Consider the following 18,527-nt stretch of genomic DNA (forward strand, 5'->3'; position numbering starts at 1 on the left):
TCACATGAGTCTAAGTGATGAAGAACAACTCGACAGTTTAAAGTCGTTTGCCAAAAAATATGGTTCTGCAATGATTAGCGGAATTCTCATTGCCTTGATTGCCTTTTTCGGATGGGAATACTGGCAAAAGAAAAACCTTGCTGAAGCCCAGAACCAAACAGCAAAGGTACAGAAGTTGATGGATGAGGCAAAAGCGGCGTCGGGTCAACCAAATGCCTTTGCCAGCTTATCTGAAACAGCTGATAAAATTGTAAAAGATGATGCTGACTCTGCTCAAGCAATTCAAACACAATTTATTATGGCGAAACTTGCTTACGATAAGCAAGACTATGCTGCAGCTGAAAAAGCCTTGAAGAAAGTTGAAAATGCGAAGGTAAAAGATGCTGGTTTGCTGCAAATTGTTAAAATACGTTTAGCGGATACACAATTGGCGCAAAGCAAATATGATGAAGCTTTGAAAACCTTATCAACGGTGACTGATCCAGCGTTCAAAGCAACAGCAGAAGAGCTGCGCGGTGATATCTTTGTTGCGAAAAAAGACAACGCATCTGCACGTAAAGCGTATCAAAGTGCATGGGATAACTTGCTCGAACGTAAACAAGAGCGTCAGCTTTTACAAATTAAACTCGAAAGTGTTGGCGTTTTAGTAGATGATCCTGATTTTGAGCGCCCGATCTTAGATACCAAAGTGGATGAGTCTTAATGCAGAATAAACTAAAACTACCTTTGGCAATTGCAATTGCTTCAGCTTTATTGGTTGGTTGTTCAAGCAATAAAGTAAAAGAAGTAAAACCAAATCCATTGCCAAAAATCACGCAAGAACAAAACTTAAACCTTGTGTTTTCACAAAGTGTTTCGTCGACTGATGCTGCTGAAGCTTTACGCTTGCAGTTGGATACCGACAATGGTGTGGTTTTTGCGATTGACCCAGATGGTCAGGTGTCTGCTTACAAAGGTAAAGAACGTCTCTGGAAAAGTAAAATTACCAAACAAGAACTCACTGCTGGTGTAGAAGCGGGTGAGGGGATTGTAGTCAGTGGTAATCGCAAAGGTCAGTTATTTGCTTTAGACCAAGCGACTGGTGAACAAAAATGGACAGCGAAATTGTCTGGGGCAATTTTGTCGCCATCACTGATTCAGTCTGGTCGCGTAATTACCATTGCTAATGATGGTACAGTGTTTGCGCATGATGCTGTGACAGGACAACAAGTTTGGGCATATAAGCTCCCGAATGTACAATTCAGTTTGCGTGGGCAACCAGCACCTGTTCGTTTAGACGAGCGTACTGTGTTGATTGGCTCTGCAAATGCCTATATCTATGCTTTGGATATCATTAGCGGTGTGCCACGTTTCCAACGCCGTGTTGCAATCAGTGAAGGTCGTTCAGACATTCAACGTTTGGTGGATGTGGTTGGTGATCCGGTGGTTTCAGGACAATATCTAGTGACGACGAGCTTCCAAGGCCAAGTGACTGTGACTGATCTTGCAACACAACGTGTCGTGTGGAGCGAAGATGCAAGCAGTACCAATAGTGCTGAAGTTGCAGATGATAAAGTCTTTGTTACGACAACAGATGGCAAGTTGAATGCGTATAACTTGGCAACTGGTGAGTTGGTTTGGCAAAATGAAGAATTGCTGAATCGTAAGCTCAGCAATCCTGTAATGCTAGGACAAAACCTTGTTGTAGGTGATTTGGATGGTGTGATTCATCTGATTAATCCAGCCTCAGGTAAGCTAATCGGCCGTGCTAAAACCAGTGGTGAAGTACGTTCATTGCGCGTGATTGATAATCAACTTTATGTTGCAACGCGTAAAGGTGCATTAAGCATCTGGCAGAATCGTTAATTTTTCCTAAATGTGGTAAAATTAAAACAGCGAATTGCACTTTTAACAAATTCTTCGGGGTATTTGTCAGACAAATCCCCGAATTTTTATTATGATCATTTGATCACCAAAATCTTCCCTACAGTTTCTGATACGATGTCATCAATGATGGCTCGTCTGAATTAAGGTTAATTTATGAAACCCGTTATTGCGCTCATTGGTCGACCAAACGTCGGAAAATCAACGCTATTTAACCAAATCACCAAAAGTCGTGATGCTTTGGTTGCCGATTTTGCTGGTTTAACCCGTGACCGTAAATATGGTGATGCTGTTTTTCAGAATAAGTCATTCATTGTCGTAGATACCGGTGGTATCGGTGAGAATGAAGGTGGTATTGATTCGTACATGGCTGAACAGTCGAAAACTGCGATTCATGAAGCAGACATCATTGTTTTTGTTGTGGACGCGCGTGCTGGCCTATTGGCATCAGACGAGCAAATCGCACGTGAACTACGTACACTCGGTAAGAAAGTTTACTTGGTTGCCAATAAAGTGGACGGTGTTCATGCCGAGGCTGCTTTAGTTGAATTCTACAAGCTCGGTATGGGGGAACCCTTACAAGTTGCTGCAAGTCACGGCCGTGGCGTACAGCAAATGCTTGAAGATGTCTTGGCTGAAGTTCCAGAAGATGAAAATCCAGAAGAGCATGACAAAGCAACAGGTTTACGTTTAGCGATTATTGGTCGTCCGAATGTCGGTAAATCAACCTTGGTTAACCGCCTGTTGGGTGAAGACCGTGTGGTTGCATTTGACCAACCCGGAACAACGCGTGATTCGATTTACATCCCGTTTGAACGTGATGGTCGTCAATATACTTTGATTGACACAGCTGGTGTACGTCGTAAAGGTAAAGTAGAGGAAATGATTGAGAAATTCTCAATTGTGAAAACACTACAAGCGATTAAAGATGCACATGTGATTGTGGTGGTGCTGGATGCCCGTGAAGGGGTGGTCGAACAAGATTTACATTTGATTGGTTATGCGCTTGAAGCTGGTCGTGCCATGGTGATTGCGATCAACAAATGGGACAACATGACCGAGTATGATCGTAAGCAATGTAAGTTGGATGTAGACCGTCGTTTTGACTTTATTCCTTGGGCGAAAGTACATTTAATTTCGGCATTGCATGGTACTGGCGTAGGGGAAATGTACCCAACCATCCATCGTGCTTATGATTCATCACACTTAAAAGTTTCTCCTGCGAAACTCACTCAAATCTTAAATGATGCGACTGAAGCGCACCAACCGCCGATGATTGGTGGTAAACGAATTAAAATGCGTTATGCGCATATGGGTGGACAAAATCCACCAACTATCGTGATTCATGGTAACAAGGTAGATAAGACACCTGCGGATTATCGTCGTTATTTGGAGAATGTGTTCCGTAAGGTTTATAAACTTGAAGGAACGCCAGTTCGTGTTGATTTTAAAACATCGGACAACCCATTTGAGGGGCGTAAGTCGCAAGTGGATGAACGTGTGGCAGCACGTAAACGTCGTTATGTACAGAAATTCAAAAAAGCAGAAAAGAAATTCAAGCGTTAAGCTGATCTTGATGCCAAAAGCCCAAACTTTGCTTTGGGCTTTTTTATAGGGAGTTAAGCCAATGACGACACGTGAAATTGAAATCCATGTTCAGGCATTGGCTCAACTGCTTGAAAAGAATAAAACAGATTTTGCTGATTTAAGAAGCTTTAATCATTATAAAAAACAGCAGATTCAGGCCCGACGTAATCAGTTGCTTTCCCATCAACTGGATTGCTGCATAGATAAATTGATTTTTGCCAAACATGAACATGGCAAGCCTTTTTTAAGTTCGCATGCCTTACATTTTAATCATACTCATAGCCAGCAATATTATGCCTTGGCCATGAGTGAGCGGGTAAAAGATATTGGTATAGATGTCGAAGAACTCGATCGGAAAGTGCGCTTTGATGCCTTGGCACAACATGCATTTCATCCCGAGGAATACCAAACTTGGCAGCAGCAAGATCAGGACCCAGAATATTGGCTGCGGGTCTGGACCACTAAAGAGGCGGTATTAAAAGCTTCAGGTTTAGGTATTCGTTTGGATCTGAATAGTTTAAATACCCAAGTCCATCCATCTAATTATGGGGGAATGTGTTCTCATCCTTTGATTGGAAGTTTTGCTTATCAGAATTTTATTCTTAATCAAAATATTGTGCTGACCGTAGCGTGGCGAGCTGAGCAATCTTGTCGTGGTTTTCAGTTTCCACAGATTCAGATTATTCAGCATATGTATAAATAATCTTGTACTAACATAAAAAATGCCAGCATTTCGCTGGCATTTTTTTAATCTAAAGAAGAACTGATTTAAGGAATCTCTTCTTCTTCAAATTCAGGTTTAACTTGAACAATAAAGTCCTGACGGTTCAGACCACGCCATAATGCGAATGCTGTACCGATATAGATCGATGAGTAGGTACCGACAAAGATACCGACAAACATTGCCATAGAGAACCAGTGTAAGCCATCACCGCCTAAGAACATCATGGCAAGGACCACGAGTAATAAGGTCATAGAGGTGTGAATGGTACGACGTAAGGTTTCTGTCAGCGCAATATCTACGATTTCACGAGGGCTTGCACCACGAATCTTACGGAAGTTCTCACGGATACGATCCGATACAACGATGTTATCGTTGAGCGAGAAACCAATCACGGCAAGTACTGCAGCTAAAACTGTTAAGTCGAAAGGCCATTGGAACAGCGCAAAAGCACCAAAAATGATGATAATGTCATGGAATAATGACATTACAGCACCGACAGCCATTTTAAACTCAAAGCGAATGGTGACGTAGATCAACATTAAGATCAATGCCAGTGCAACAGCACCCGCAGAGCGTACATAGAGCTCATTACCAACCGCACCACCGACAGAGTCCACTTTGTGAACTTCTACTGTGTTATTTGGTAATTGAACCGCTTTAGTGATGCTATTGCTAAGATCTTCAACATTCAGGTCTTCTTGTACTGGCATACGTACGATGAGGTCAGTACTACTTCCTAAAGTTTGCACCACAGCATCTTTAAAGCCTGCGCGATCCAGTGCTTGAACCACTTGAGCAGGTTGAACCCCTTGCTTATAGTTCAATTCAGCTGAGATACCGCCAGTAAAGTCTAAACCGAGATTCAGGCCTTTGGTTACGATAAAAAAGATACTGGCAATGGTAATCAGGATCGAGAAGATGGCCGCAGGTGTGGCAATCTTCATAAACGGGATGATTTTTAGATCATCTGGGCGACCGTATTGCTTTGAGTCTTGTTGAGTCAGATCAGTCATGTGAATCTCCTTAAATACTCAACTTGGTCAAATTACGGCGCTTGCCATAAATGAGCTGTACGATTGCACGTGTTACTGTAATTGCAGTAAACATCGAACAAATAATACCGATCATCAAGGTGACGGCGAAGCCTTTGATCGGACCTGTACCAATTGCGAATAAAATAAACGCAACAATGAAAGTGGTTAAGTTCGAGTCAAGAATGGTGTTATAGGCCCGATCATAACCTGCGACAATTGCCTGTTTTGGCGAGGCGCCCCAGAGCATTTCCTCTCGTATTCGTTCACAGATCAGTACGTTGGCATCGACCGCCATACCAATGGTAATCACGATACCTGCAATACCCGGCAGGGTGAGGGAAGCTCCAATCCAAGACATCACCGTTAAGATCATGGCAAGGTTAAAGACTAAGGCAAAGTTCGCGATCAAACCGAATAAACGGAAGAACACAACCATCCAGATCGCAACCAGCAAGAAGCCGATTTGGGTCGATAAGACGCCCTTGTCAATGTTTTCTTGACCAAGGCTTGGACCAACAACACGTTCTTCAACGAAGTACATTGGCGCAGCTAATGCACCTGCACGAAGCATCAAAGCAAGTTCTGCTGCTTCTTGTGGTGAATCTAGACCTGTAATACGGAACTGTGAACCCAAGACTGCTTGGATCGTCGCAGCGTTAATCACCACAGATTCAGTATATGGGGTACGAACTTCAGTTTGCACACCTGTGTTTGGATCAGCAACATAAGAGATTTTTTGTTTATTTTCGATAAACAAAACAGCCATACGTTTGCCAACAGCACCACGGGTTGCATCAGCCATTAACTTACCACCCGAAGAATCTAGAGTGATGTTTACTTCTGCACCACCAGAGTCTTGGCTAAAGCCAGAGCTTGCATTTTGGACACGTTCACCTGTCAAAATACGGTTACGTTGCAATAGCAATTGACGACCACTGTCTAAAGACTGATAAGCAAATACTTCAGTGCCTGGAGGAAGTGGCTGACCATTATATTTACCCGTATATGGATCGATATATTGATCATTGCTGTCCGCAACCAAACGGAACTCTAAGTTCGCTGTACGACCCAAGACACGTTTTGCTTCCGCAGTATCTTGTACACCAGGTAATTCAACCACAATTCGGTTGCTACCTTGGGTTTGTACCAGTGCTTCTGCCACACCAAGTTCGTTAATACGGTTACGTAAGGTCGTTAAGTTCTGATTGACTGCATAAGATTGAATTTCCTGACGACGTGCATCGGTATAACTCAGTCTTAAGGTTGCACCAGATGAAGTGGCAACAGCTTGTTGCGTAAACTCATTACCATTACGACGTAAAAAATCAGTCGCAGCATCACGGTCTGCATTGCTAGCAAACTGGATGGTAATGGTATTGTTGCTTAGTGCAAGGTTATTGAATTTGATTTTGTTATCACGAAATTGACGACGCAAATCAGTTGCAGATGTTTCCATACGCTGACTAATTGCTTTATCCATGTCGACTTCGAGCAAGAAGTGAACACCACCACGTAAGTCCAAACCGAGTTTCATCGGTTTTGCCCCAATCTTTTGCAACCATTCTGGTGTGGTCGGCGCAAGGTTGAGTGCAACAACGTAATCTTCACCTAAATCACGGCGTAATACTTCTTTGGCTTTTAACTGTTCTTCAGAAGAGTTTAAGCGTAATAAGGCCGCGTTATTGGTAAAGCTATTGTCATGACTGCTAATGTCGGCAGTTTTTAAAATCTGCTCAGCTTTTTGCACTATGGTCTGATCAATTTTCGTGCCTGCTTTTGCTCCAGAAATTTGGACAGCAGGTTCATCTGGATACAGACTTGGAAGTGCATATAACGTACTGATCACAAGTACTACAAGGATCAGCAAATATTTCCATGCAGGGTAACGCATTTGCTTTCTTCTTAAATGAAAAAGTCGTGCTGAGGCACGACTATTTTATGATTAAAGGTTATTTAGTGTGCCTTCAGGTAAGACTGAAATGACACTCGCACGTTGAATTTTTACATCAACACCACGAGCGAGTTCAACTACTGCAAAGTCACCTTCAAGTTTGGTAATTCTCCCCATTAAACCACCAGCAAACACGATTTCACTGCCTACGCCTAAGCTTTCGATCAAAGAACGGTGTTCTTTAGCACGTTTCGCTTGAGGTCTCCAGATCAAGAAATAGAAGATTGCGATAAAGACAGCAATCATCAAGATGTTTGCCATCAGGCTTGGACCTTGTGCAGCCGCAGGCGCAGCGTGAGCAGTAGAGATTAAGAAGCTCATTTCGTTTTCCTAAAATTAAAAAGCCAAAAAATTAACAATAAATTCCAATTCGTTTTGCAATGTACCTTGTCTTGCGATCAGGCGCAAATCTTGATGCATTTACTTTACATCAGTCCTCTGGACATGGTGGAACGTCTAATCCACGACGCGCATAAAAGTCCTGAACGTATTCATCAAATGTGCCATTATCCAATGCATCACGCATACCTTGCGTCAGGCGTTGGTAGTAACGCAAGTTGTGGATTGTGCCGAGCATCGATGCCAGCATCTCACCACACTTCTCTAAATGATATAAATAGGCACGACTGAAGTTTTTACAAGTGTAGCAATCACAATGTGGGTCCAAAGGCCCTTGATCATGACGGTAGCGACTATTACGGATTCTGACTAAACCATCGGTGACAAAATAATGACCATTACGTGCATTACGGGTTGGCATCACGCAGTCAAACATATCGACGCCACGACGAACCGCTTCCACGATGTCTTCTGGTTTACCCACACCCATTAAATAACGTGGTTTATCTTGTGGCATTTTGTTTGGCAGATAATCAAGTACCTTGATCATTTCTTCTTTCGGTTCACCGACCGATAAGCCACCAATTGCATAACCATCAAAACCAACTTCTAACAAGCCAGTGAGTGACTCATCACGAAGGTCTTCGTACATGCCACCTTGAATAATGCCGAATAAGGCATTTTTATTCTTAAGTTCATCATGGTGGTGGGTTTTACAGCGTTTAGCCCAACGTAAAGAAAGCTGCAATGATTTTTGCGCTTCTTCATGGGTTGCAGGGTAAGGCGTACATTCATCAAAGATCATCACGATATCTGAGTTCAATACATGTTGGATCTCCATTGAAATTTCTGGAGACAAGAACACCTTTGAACCATCAATCGGAGAGCGGAAGGTCACACCTTCTTCTTTGATTTTACGCATGGCGCCCAAGCTAAACACTTGGAAACCGCCTGAGTCAGTCAAAATTGGTTTATCCCATCGGATAAACTCATGCAGACCGCCATGCTCTTTAATCACTTCCAAACCTGGACGTAAGTACAAGTGGAAGGTATTTCCTAAGATAATTTGTGCTTGAATTTCTTCAATGTCACGAGGGAGCATGCCTTTAACCGTACCATAAGTACCCACTGGCATAAACACAGGGGTTTCAACCACACCATGTTCTAAAGTAAGTCGACCACGACGGGCGCGCCCCGACTGGCCTAATTTTTCAAATTTCATGTAATAACCTGAGCAAGATCGAAGTGCTACTTTGATTGCAGCGCAAGGAGGCGAAAAAACAGTTCGCTGATCGAAAGCGGCTATTTTCCCCGATTATGGCGTGTAGTTCTACTACTAAATGTAGCTATAACCAAAAAATAATAATCTCCCCTAACCCCTCTTTAAAAAGAGGGGGATAAAAGGCGATATTATCTGACGATAAACTCAAATGCTCCCTCCTTTTTTAAAGGTGAGCTGCGGTTATCGCAGCGCAAGGGAGGAGGATTTAGGGGGTTAGATCGTAAATCTAAAGCATCAAATTGAATGATTTTCCGCTTATAAAATAGACTATAGTGATCGGCGCTAAGGCACTAAAAATTCGGCTTATAGTCAAAATTTTCAGTCGCCAGATTATCCTTAAATGGGCGAATGGCTTTCTTGGATAAAGTCAGCGTATTGATCAGATTATTCGGGAACACTTCGATTTGGTTATTAAATAATTCCACGTTGCGGTTAAAAATAGTGATGGCTGCACCGACATTTTCGTTTTGCTCCTGAATATCATCCATCATCTTGCTATACAGCGCATCGGCTTTCAGTTCAGGATAATTTTCGACCACCACATTTAAGCTACGAATCAGTTCCTTACTCATTTTCTCAATCTGTTGTAACTGTGAAATATCCGTGTCATTCACATTCAGGTTAAGAATCTGTTGGCGCAACTCAGTGACTTTTTCCAAGGTGGATTTTTCGAACTGAGTATATTGATCTAGCGTCGCTTCCAAGGCTTCTAGTGTCTTGACTTTTTGACGTTCGAAGTTGGCCACTTCTGACCATGCCCGTTTGGTGGCATTAAAATAACGCACGATATTATTGCGGATAGAAATGCCCCACACGATCAGTACCACAAAAATCCCCAAAAAGATCAGTAAACCTGTCATCGCTATTCCCCTTATTGTTATTGCTAAATGATTAGCTAATTAAATTCAGCATGAGCTGTTGAAACTTTTGATATTGCGGCATGGTCATGGTTCTTAAATGTCCACGTAATGCTGGAATATCGTTTATTTCGCTACGTTTACTGGCGGTTTGGAAAAGATTTTGTTCGCCTACGTAACACATGATTTGCTCTTCATGATGATAAATTAAATCACCTGTAAAATGTTGAAAAAAATCATGTAACTTTAAGGTCAGGCTAGGGCTTACCTCTTTTGCGAGTCGGTGTTGATCTAAGCCAAAAATATTCAATTCTTGGTTAATCAAAATATCGCTGCTTTGCCATGAACTGGTGTAAGGTTCAAAAAAACGAGAACGTTGATTGCTTACAGCAATACCTAAGGCTGGCATTTGAAAAATAAACGCGCCCCATAAATCTTTATGGATTTCTTTAACGATTTTTTTATCGCTGCTCTGATCCTGAAGGATCGGCATTTCACTGACATAGTGATATTGAAATAGCAGTACTTGGTGGGTTGTGTTGCCATCATGCCATGTGGTCGACGCGTATTGGGTAATCTCGTTAGCTTCATTGCCGCGATTGAATAAGGGGAAATGTTGCTTTAGTTTGCTGATGACCAAAAGTGGCTGCGCTTGAATGGGTAAATAAGCAGGCAATTGTTGGAACTGCAAACCATAGCGTAATACCGTCATACGTTCTTCTAAATAATGAATGACGCGTGTTAGTGGCTCTTGTGGTTCATAGAGCAAATAGGCCAGAAAACCTGTCAAAAATGCCCCGAGTAGACTCCAGATATATTGAATATGTGGATGTAGAAAATAACCAAACACCAAGGTGCCAATACTGACCATACCCAATAAGTAGGGCAGCACATTAAAAAATCGTAGACTATGATCGTCACGCCACGGGTGCAAAGCATCTAGCAAAGCTTGATCACTATGGGACTTTTGCCCAGCTTCCCACAGCCGAGCAATATTGTGAAAAACCTGCGCATTTTTTTTACGTCTAATATGCAGCGCTTGTTGTACAGTGTCGATTGGCATGGAAATAATCGTTTCATTATAATGGGTTGGTCTTGTTTGAATTATGCTTTAAATTTCAGAAACTAAGAAGCCTATAATCTGAATCTAGCTGTGTTTTATTTTTGAATAACTTACTTTTACCAAAACATTTTATTGAGAAAATCGACTAAACCGTAATTTAGTCGATTGATCACTTTTTAAGTATCGAGCTTATCCACCAACATCGCATCGCCATAACTAAAGAAGCGATAACGTTGTTCAACTGCATGGGTATAAGCAGCCAAGATATTGTCTCGATTGGAAAGTGCTGAAACCAACATCAGTAAGGTCGATTCTGGTAAATGGAAGTTGGTAATCAAACGATCCACGATACAGAACTGATAACCCGGATAGATAAAGATCTGGGTATCACCAGTCCAAGCTGCAATTTTGCCTTGATTGGCTTGTGCTGCACTTTCTAAGGCACGGGTCGCCGTGGTTCCCACTGCAATGACTTTATTACCACGCGCTTTGGTTGCCAAAATCAGGTCAATGGTCGCTTGTGGAACATCACACCATTCACTGTGCATAATGTGATTGGTAATGTCTGTGGTACGTACAGGCATAAACGTTCCTGCACCCACATGTAGCGTGACAAAGGTTTTTTGCACGCCTTTGGCTGCTAGTTTTTCTAATAAGCCTTGGTCAAAATGCAGACTCGCTGTCGGTGCTGCAACACTGGCAATTTTTTCAGGGTCGTGGAAAACAGTTTGATAACGTTCAGTATCAATTTCTTCTGCTTCACGATTGAAATAAGGCGGAATCGGCAGCTGACCGTATTGATCCAGTACCGACAAGATTGGTTGTGAAAACTTCACCACAAACAGATTTTCATGGCGACCTTGTACAGTGACTGGAACCGCATCTTCACCAATATACAGTTCTGCACCAGCTTTGGGGGAGTTGCTTGATTTGATATGGCAATGCGCAGTGTGGGTATCCAACATGCGTTCAACAAGAACTTCGATTGCACCGCCTGTAGCACGTTTGCCTTTTAAGCGTGCTTTCATGACTTTGGTGTCATTCAGTACTAGCAAATCACCTTCTTCGAGAAGGTCGAGAATATCGGTAAAGGCATGGTCGTGATATTGGCCTTGCGCATCGATATGCAGCAGGCGAGATGCGCTACGACTGTCTAAGGGGTAGCGAGCAATAAGTTCATCGGGGAGATCAAACGAAAAGTCGGAGAGTTGCATACATCTAAAACATTGCAAAAAATTGGGCGTAGTATAGTCTTTTTTGCGTTTTCTCGCTGAGTTCGCGTGTTTATAAGCAGAAAAATATCTGAGTGATTTAAAAGTGAGCAATAAGCGTGAGTTAGTGTTTGACAATAAAATCAAACAGGTTATTATACGCAACACAAAGCATCGCACTCTTCCCGAGGTGGTGAAATTGGTAGACGCGGCGGACTCAAAATCCGCTGTCAGAGATGACGTGTCGGTTCGAGTCCGACCCTCGGGACCATTAGATAGCTTAGACAGATATATCAAAGCCCCAAGTTCTTATTAATCAAGAGCTTGGGGCTTTGTCGTTTTTGGCGTTTATGTTTTTTTGGGGTATTTTTAGCTATTTTCAGGTATAACTACCCACACGTTACCCACACACTTACACACCGTATGGTCCTGAAATGTATCGATCTATCTATAAAACTGCGAATGGAAAGTGGCGAGCGGAAGTCAAGATTGATGATTTAAGAAAAACTAAGGTACATGACACTGAAGCTGCAGCGAAAACGTGGGCACGTGAAACAGAAAGAGACATCATTTTAAATAACCAAACATTAGCAGCTTTGCGGAAAGATGTTGTTTTGACTATGAATGAAGCTTTGAATCGTTATTCAAACGAGGTTTCATCATTTAAAAAGACTGCAAAGAAGGAAAAGCAGCGCATAATTTATTTTCAAAGAGTTTTAAAAAATACTGATTGGCCACTAGTGAATTATCAATCTGAATTCCTAACAGAATATCGTGATGATGTGATGAAGCGATCAATCAAGCCTTTGAAAGCGAGTACAGTTAGAAGGGATTTCTCCACCTTATCGTCTTTTTTCGAATGGTGTATTGAGAAGAAGTGGATAAAAATTAATCCAGCATCTCAAGTGAAATTACCACCAAAGCCCGTACATAGAGAACGACGTATTGAACTCGATGAACTAGGGCAGATGTTGGCAGCATTAAAGTATGTTCCAGGTACTGTACCAAATACTAAAATGCAACAAGTAGCTTTGATTTGGCTCATCGCATTATCCACTGGCATGCGATCAGGCGAAATTGTTAATCGCCTACCTAAGGATGTGAATTTAAAAAAGCGGATTGTTAAATTACCAGATACCAAAAATGGTACCACAAGAATTGTTCCGCTAGATGAGTTTGCAACACAACTTTGGGAGTTGGCTCTGCAGATTGATAGAAAGGCTTCACCCAAGATTTTTACTGTTACTGATTCATCTAGGGATGCGCTTTTTAGAAAAGCTAGGAAAAGTGCTGGATTAGATGGTGCAGATCTGACTTTTCACGATTCAAGACATGAAGCTGCAAGCTTAATGGCCAAGCGAATAAAGAATGCTTTAACCCTTTGTAAGATCTTTGGATGGAAAGATCCAAAATTTGCATTGATTTATTACAACCCGACCAGTGAGGAAATTATCCAAGAAATGGACCAATCTGGGGGATTAAGCAAGTTATTAGCATAAAAAAAGCCACCCGAAGGTGGCATTTTTTAATGGTAGGTCAAAGTGCTTTTATCAAACGCCATCGCAAATTTTATGACATCTGTTGCCTTCCAACGAGGGACTGTTCGCTCACCATCTTTTGAGGTGGGTAAATCACGGCTTGGAGGAAACTTATCATTAGCGATTATGTTTCGTTTAGCATATTCCAAAGTGTATTTAAAATAAGTTGCTACATCCTGATCGTCCCATAGTTGGCATTCGATCGGAACAATAGGTTTATCTTCTATTCGTTTAATCATTTTCTGAAAAAAGCTTTCAAGTGCTTTTTCAACGCCTGGTTCAGTCATGACTTATTCCATCCAGCATACGCATTCATCAGTTGTACATTTGGCATGAATATGCCCGTTGTAGCTGCTGATTCGGTAATTTAACTCTCCAGTTTTACAAATCGGGCAATCTATAGAGTCCTGGATATTTTGGGTTGGTTTTTGTGCACCGTGCTTATCAGTTATTGCTTCACGGGCAATCACAATGTGTTCAAAATTCATTTTTATTCTCGCTTAATATGGGTTTGCTTGTGGAGCTGAGTCGAGCATTTGCATGCTTTGAATTTTTACTTCAGTCATGTAGCGTTCAATGTTCTGTTGATCTTTCCATAACCGAGTATGAAGGGAACCTTCCACATAAACTTTTGACCCTTTTTTTAGGTATTGGGCTGCAATATCACCTAGCTTTCCGTTGGCCACAACACGATGCCATTCTGTTTTTTCATTCCAAGCACCTGATTGTTTATCCTGCCATTTTTCTGAAGTAGCAATTGAAAATTGAGTATATGAACCACCATTAGGAAAATTCTTTTTCTGTGGATCTGCTCCAAGAGAACCCACCAAAATAACTTTATTGATACCTCGCATTACAATTCCCCTTTAACTCTTAAATATTTGATTTTTACGTGAACACAGTTTGCATCTCGGTCTAATACTTCTGATATGTAGGGGACTTTATAATTATCTTTAATCATCGATTTTAGAACTATCACCTCAGAGTCCCACCAACCACCACGGGTTCTTCTAAATGACAGGCGAGGACGGCCACCTGACTTTTTCAAAATTTGAATTTTTTGTCTAACCATGCTTGGTAAACGATCAAGGACATCTGCGATATCACTAATCGTTTTTCTCTCGTCAAGCATTGTTTCTAACACTTGAATTTCACATGGCCACCATACCCCTGTAGTGTTTTTTATTTTTAACTTTCTACCGTTTCTACCTATATTTGAGATTGCCATATTCATTTTGATTGACCTCCTTGCGACTCGAAGCAGGAGCATTTGCTTTTTTCGGCATGATCCATTTGCCACCAAGTGACAAAAAGCCTGCGAGTGTCTTCACTTTTGAAAAAGTGATTTCCATCTGTAACTTCAAAAGCTTTGTCAGTTTTAGACATACCTAAGTTTTGAGTGCAATAACCTATAAATTTTTCTTTCTCTTGTGGTGTCATTTCATCGCTTCCCATTTTTATGCACTAACCGTTACTTGTTCGAATTCGAAGTCATCGTCAGTCACGTAATTGTCCCAATCGAGCTCTATTAATTCAAAACAAGTAGGACTCCATCCTTCATCCATAAAAATTGAATTAACTCCATATTTTGAATGTAGGGAAGTACTTTGGTGTTGATAGCACCACCAGAAAACCTTACGACCAATCATCTTTAAGATGACGGCAACGATGTCTCCATCATTGTCATCCAGACGTATGTCATCGTTACTCCAAAACGTATTGTGATCATGTAAAGCCTGATCGGTACATTTAATAATGATGGTGAAATCCAAGTCACAGGTGAACTCATGATCGCTGTTTAATTTCACTTTATATGTACGTGGATCACACTGTAGATATTCAGGAATTTCCGCTTGTTCTGTTTGTACTGTAGAATCGTTTTGCATAATTTCACTCCTAGTGGTTGTGTGCCACATATAGAAGCTGCAACTTCTATATGTGGGCTGTTAACTTTTAACGGTTGAATTGGTAAGGGTTTGAAAATATCCAGCATTTAACATTGCGTGGAGTAGCAACATCAGTTGCAAGCTCTTTACCTTTATTTACTGGATATGTTGTTGATCGAACCTGGCGGTTCATTTCGATGAATTTGTATTTACGACTAGATTTGAGTAGCGATCGCATATCATTGATATCTGGTAGGGCTTGATAATTGATTGCTGCAGCTTTGTAGATTTCATTTAAGTTAATGGCAATCGTTGCATCTTCAGCTTTGTGATGATTGAGCGAAGAGTTTGCAGTACGTTTGTTTGAGTTTAGGAATTCATAAACTTCAAAGAATTGTTTTACTAGGACATGGTCATCGGATAGATCGGCCATTCTGGATCTAGCCATCTCCTCGAGCATAGCCTGAGCATTACAGACTTCTTCAAGGTCAATAACTTCATTCAATACATGCTTGCTGATTGCAATAATCATTGCTGATATTTGGGCATGGCATAAAGCAATACGGGTATGGGTAATACCACTACCATGTAAATCTTTTTCTAACTCGCTGAATTTTTCATGAAAAGTCTTCAGGATTGCATTTTCATTTTTTAGGCAATGAGTCATGTACTTACATGCCTCTGAAAATTCGATCCCATATAAACGATTTGCAATTACTTTTTTATCGTAAGTGTGACCTTTCATATCAACTTCGATAAAAAGGGTACGGCTCAGGATTGCTTCTGATGCGCTAATAGGATCATTCTGGCTGATCATGATCGCCCCACGGAATGGAGGCTCGTACGTATCATTGCCTGAAGTTTTTAAACCTCGAGAACGAATATTCTGGCCATTAAAAGCATCTTTCAATTCGTCCCAATCAAATTTCTGTTTTGATTGTTTCTGGTCCTTTCTATCACCTTCAATAAATACAACAGGCAGATTAGACACTTGGGCCATAGATCGATGAAGAGCAGCTGACGTGGAGCTATTTGGGTTAATCCCTTCTTTAGCACCGACTTGGCCAGAAAGTTTCCAGAAGAAGTTAATTAGTGAAGATTTACCAGCTCCAGCCTGACCCACATATTCAATAAACGGATATGAATAGTGTTTTTCACGGATCTGCTCTGCGAAAAATGATCCTGTCCACCAGGCTAATAAAATAAGTCCCTTATCTCCGTTAATGTTGTAAAAGTCTTGCCACCATTGAGGTTTAAAGGATTCATCGTTCAGTTGAATTGAAGGGCTTTTAGCTAGAGTTTTTAAATCAACTTTACCTGCTCTGTAGAAATCATGATCGTTTATGGGGATAACTTTGCCGTTGTACACAGCATGTTTATTGAAAATATACGCACCGTATTCTTTTGAATAGCCTATAAAATCAATTGTTTTGACTTCTTTTAGATATTTAGGATCGGTTTCACGCTGAGCGATTGAATGGAGTTGTTTGTCTGATCCAGTCCACCAAACACCAGGGGAAATACCCAATAAACGGTTGGTGAAATTGGCTTTTGATGTGAGTTGCTCAGGAGAAAAAGTCTCTTTAACTTCAGTACGAGCATCATTCTGAATTTTGAAGTAATACCAGGATTCATCTGTAATAGTATTGCGTTGGAAATACAGTCCCTTCAGTACAGCATTGCAGATCATTTCTACTTTGCCAGCGCGTTTTAGGGCTTCCTTTGCTGCAATTGTTTTGTCGCCCGTATTTTGAAGTTGAGAGTCATACTCTTTGTCATAGTCCTCCCGATTGATACTGAACCAGTAGGTTTTATATTGGTGGGTAAACGAGAAATTATTTAATTTTTGATCATAAAAGCTATATATCAGTTGAGCTGCTTCATAAGATGACTTGGCAATTAACAATTGCCCAAAGTGATTGAATCGCTTGAATGGATCTTCATCTTTATCCTTTGTACTCAATAGATCGCGCTGATATAAATCATTCCAATCTAAATCACCTTCTCTGGCCATAACAGGGATTGATGCAGTCGACTCCCAACCATCGGTAACAGCTCGATCGTGAAATTTATTAATTGCTTTTCGCCCAGCAATATCATTGTCAAACGCCCAAACAAGTGTTGGAAGTTTTTTAAGCTTTAATTCTGTGCAGCGTTTTTTTATTGCTTCTAGAAGTGCAGCAGGGTAGTTGTTCGTTGATAAGGTTGCGACACTAATTTTTTCACTGAAGCTTAAAGCTATACTGTTAAATATCCCTTCAGTGAGCATTAACTCTTTAGCTATACAAAGATCATCGAATTTTTCATGGTAGGTCCACCAAAGGCCTGTGTATTTACCAATGATATTTGCTTTTTGTTTTCCGAAACGCTCAGGTCTATCGATAAGGCGTTCCCAATAAGCACCATCAGCAATTTTGAATCTAACAGTCGCGCTATATTGTCCAGGATATTTAACGTCATTATTAAAAAGTTCCTGAGTGTAACGGCCTTTTAGTTTTGAAATATCAAAGCCTCGAGCTTCGATTAAATAAGCATCAGCACTTGCAGATGGATTTTCGGGCGTTTTAGGAAACTCTTTAGACCAATCTTTAAATAGATCAGCACAAATTTCTTTTACATGTTCTTCATAACCACAATTATTAATACGATTGCATTTAACAACTTTGGGTTTGTCTGTGTGGGCATAGCAAGTTTTCTCGCCACATTTAGGACATGTTCCATAATGGTACCAATCACCTTCTCTTTTAAACTTAAAAGTCTTTTCCAGATGATCGATGATTTTGTCTTGAAGGCTCATTGCGTCATATCCGTGGGAAAGAGTGAAAGATTTTCGATTCGGCGTGTGTACTGCTGGGCTTCGGTTAAATTTATTAAGCTGCAGATCTGCAGTGCATTAATAAAGCCCTTGATATGACCGATAGAATCTTTGGCTGCACCAGGATTGACTTCGATACTTTGAACAAGAAACTCAAGCTCTTTGAACCAGGGATGGAGATTTCGAATGGAAGGTGTTTCGTCAGAAGGAGTTAAGCTGCTTTGTATTGACGACACGATTTCGACATGGGCGTTGTAACTAGCTAAGCAACGTGGGTTTTTGCATGAAACAACGAGTTTATGCAAAACAGGTGAAGGTTGTTTGCGTCCATTGACGTACATGCGTGTACTGCAATGTGGACAATAAATACCAATTGA

The 18,527-nt window shown here is 41.1% G+C and carries 20 protein-coding genes and 1 tRNA gene; 6 read left to right on the forward strand and 15 right to left on the reverse strand.

The features are described from left to right. Nucleotides 1-4 precede the first annotated feature (4 nt). The 4 genes from FPL17_RS17065 to FPL17_RS17080 all read left to right on the forward strand — a co-directional run bounded on the left by FPL17_RS17065 (nt 5) and on the right by FPL17_RS17080 (nt 4,153). Nucleotides 5-703 carry a YfgM family protein gene (locus FPL17_RS17065; RefSeq protein ID WP_005193190.1) on the forward strand — a complete coding sequence of 233 codons (699 nt, stop codon included), beginning with the start codon at nt 5-7 and terminating at the stop codon, nt 701-703. After that, nucleotides 703-1,845, forward strand: coding sequence for an outer membrane protein assembly factor BamB (gene bamB / locus FPL17_RS17070; RefSeq protein ID WP_151716928.1), 1,143 nt, complete (start codon nt 703-705; stop codon nt 1,843-1,845). The genes FPL17_RS17065 and bamB overlap by 1 nt, the downstream gene beginning before the upstream one ends. 174 nt (nt 1,846-2,019) lie before the next feature. Continuing rightward, nucleotides 2,020-3,429, forward strand: coding sequence for a ribosome biogenesis GTPase Der (gene der / locus FPL17_RS17075; RefSeq protein WP_004652520.1), 1,410 nt, complete (start codon nt 2,020-2,022; stop codon nt 3,427-3,429). 61 nt (nt 3,430-3,490) lie between these two features. Next, nucleotides 3,491-4,153 (forward strand): 4'-phosphopantetheinyl transferase family protein, encoded by a 663-nt coding sequence (locus FPL17_RS17080; RefSeq protein WP_159886371.1) that lies wholly within the window; start codon nt 3,491-3,493, stop codon nt 4,151-4,153. 65 nt (nt 4,154-4,218) lie between these two features. On the opposite strand, the gene secF is transcribed toward FPL17_RS17080, so the two are convergent. The 7 genes from secF to queA form a co-directional block, all read right to left on the reverse strand. Then, nucleotides 4,219-5,187 carry a protein translocase subunit SecF gene (gene secF / locus FPL17_RS17085; protein ID WP_005208876.1) on the reverse strand — a complete coding sequence of 323 codons (969 nt, stop codon included), beginning with the start codon at nt 5,185-5,187 and terminating at the stop codon, nt 4,219-4,221. Nucleotides 5,188-5,197: 10 nt separating this feature from the next. Next, nucleotides 5,198-7,099, reverse strand: coding sequence for a protein translocase subunit SecD (gene secD / locus FPL17_RS17090; protein ID WP_159886373.1), 1,902 nt, complete (start codon nt 7,097-7,099; stop codon nt 5,198-5,200). A gap of 51 nt (nt 7,100-7,150) precedes the next feature. Further along, a complete protein-coding gene (yajC, locus tag FPL17_RS17095) occupies nt 7,151-7,480 on the reverse strand; it encodes a preprotein translocase subunit YajC (RefSeq protein ID WP_005149729.1) in 330 nt (109 codons plus the stop codon). Between the two features lie 109 nt (nt 7,481-7,589). After that, entirely contained in the window at nt 7,590-8,720 is a 1,131-nt protein-coding gene (tgt, locus tag FPL17_RS17100) for a tRNA guanosine(34) transglycosylase Tgt (protein WP_005193126.1), read from the reverse strand. Between the two features lie 350 nt (nt 8,721-9,070). Next, nucleotides 9,071-9,640, reverse strand: a complete 570-nt coding sequence (locus tag FPL17_RS17105) for a LemA family protein (protein ID WP_159886375.1) — start codon at nt 9,638-9,640, stop codon at nt 9,071-9,073. A 31-nt stretch (nt 9,641-9,671) separates the two neighbouring features. Next, nucleotides 9,672-10,700: a hypothetical protein gene (locus FPL17_RS17110; protein ID WP_159886377.1), complete on the reverse strand. Its 1,029-nt coding sequence runs from the start codon at nt 10,698-10,700 to the stop codon at nt 9,672-9,674. Nucleotides 10,701-10,876: 176 nt separating this feature from the next. Continuing rightward, nucleotides 10,877-11,914: a tRNA preQ1(34) S-adenosylmethionine ribosyltransferase-isomerase QueA gene (queA, locus tag FPL17_RS17115; protein WP_159886379.1), complete on the reverse strand. Its 1,038-nt coding sequence runs from the start codon at nt 11,912-11,914 to the stop codon at nt 10,877-10,879. Nucleotides 11,915-12,095: 181 nt separating this feature from the next. Here queA and FPL17_RS17120 point away from each other — a divergent pair. Together FPL17_RS17120 and FPL17_RS17125 are read left to right on the forward strand one after the other, a co-directional pair. Next, nucleotides 12,096-12,182, forward strand: a tRNA-Leu gene (locus FPL17_RS17120). Between the two features lie 163 nt (nt 12,183-12,345). After that, nucleotides 12,346-13,410 carry a tyrosine-type recombinase/integrase gene (locus tag FPL17_RS17125; RefSeq protein ID WP_159886381.1) on the forward strand — a complete coding sequence of 355 codons (1,065 nt, stop codon included), beginning with the start codon at nt 12,346-12,348 and terminating at the stop codon, nt 13,408-13,410. Nucleotides 13,411-13,436: 26 nt separating this feature from the next. On the opposite strand, the gene FPL17_RS17130 is transcribed toward FPL17_RS17125, so the two are convergent. The 8 genes from FPL17_RS17130 to FPL17_RS17165 form a co-directional block, all read right to left on the reverse strand. Beyond that, nucleotides 13,437-13,736, reverse strand: a complete 300-nt coding sequence (locus tag FPL17_RS17130; RefSeq protein WP_159886383.1) for a hypothetical protein — start codon at nt 13,734-13,736, stop codon at nt 13,437-13,439. A 3-nt stretch (nt 13,737-13,739) separates the two neighbouring features. Further along, the gene (locus FPL17_RS17135; protein WP_159886385.1) at nt 13,740-13,937 is read right to left on the reverse strand and encodes a hypothetical protein; all 198 of its coding nucleotides are present in this window, start codon (nt 13,935-13,937) and stop codon (nt 13,740-13,742) included. A gap of 12 nt (nt 13,938-13,949) precedes the next feature. Next, complete coding sequence (locus FPL17_RS17140; RefSeq protein WP_159886387.1) at nt 13,950-14,303, reverse strand: single-stranded DNA-binding protein; 354 nt, start codon at nt 14,301-14,303, stop codon at nt 13,950-13,952. Continuing rightward, a complete protein-coding gene (locus FPL17_RS17145; protein ID WP_159886389.1) occupies nt 14,303-14,683 on the reverse strand; it encodes a hypothetical protein in 381 nt (126 codons plus the stop codon). Before FPL17_RS17145 ends, FPL17_RS17140 begins: the two co-directional genes overlap by 1 nt. After that, a complete protein-coding gene (locus FPL17_RS17150; protein WP_159886391.1) occupies nt 14,680-14,889 on the reverse strand; it encodes a hypothetical protein in 210 nt (69 codons plus the stop codon). Before FPL17_RS17150 ends, FPL17_RS17145 begins: the two co-directional genes overlap by 4 nt. Nucleotides 14,890-14,906: 17 nt before the next feature. Beyond that, a complete protein-coding gene (locus tag FPL17_RS17155) occupies nt 14,907-15,335 on the reverse strand; it encodes a DUF2528 family protein (RefSeq protein ID WP_159886393.1) in 429 nt (142 codons plus the stop codon). Nucleotides 15,336-15,402: 67 nt separating this feature from the next. After that, a complete protein-coding gene (locus FPL17_RS17160; RefSeq protein WP_159886395.1) occupies nt 15,403-18,132 on the reverse strand; it encodes a toprim domain-containing protein in 2,730 nt (909 codons plus the stop codon). Next, a complete protein-coding gene (locus FPL17_RS17165; protein ID WP_159886397.1) occupies nt 18,129-18,491 on the reverse strand; it encodes a hypothetical protein in 363 nt (120 codons plus the stop codon). Before FPL17_RS17165 ends, FPL17_RS17160 begins: the two co-directional genes overlap by 4 nt. Nucleotides 18,492-18,527 lie beyond the last annotated feature (36 nt).

Source organism: Acinetobacter dispersus (assembly GCF_009884975.1).
GTDB classification, from domain to species: Bacteria; Pseudomonadota; Gammaproteobacteria; order Pseudomonadales; family Moraxellaceae; genus Acinetobacter; species Acinetobacter dispersus.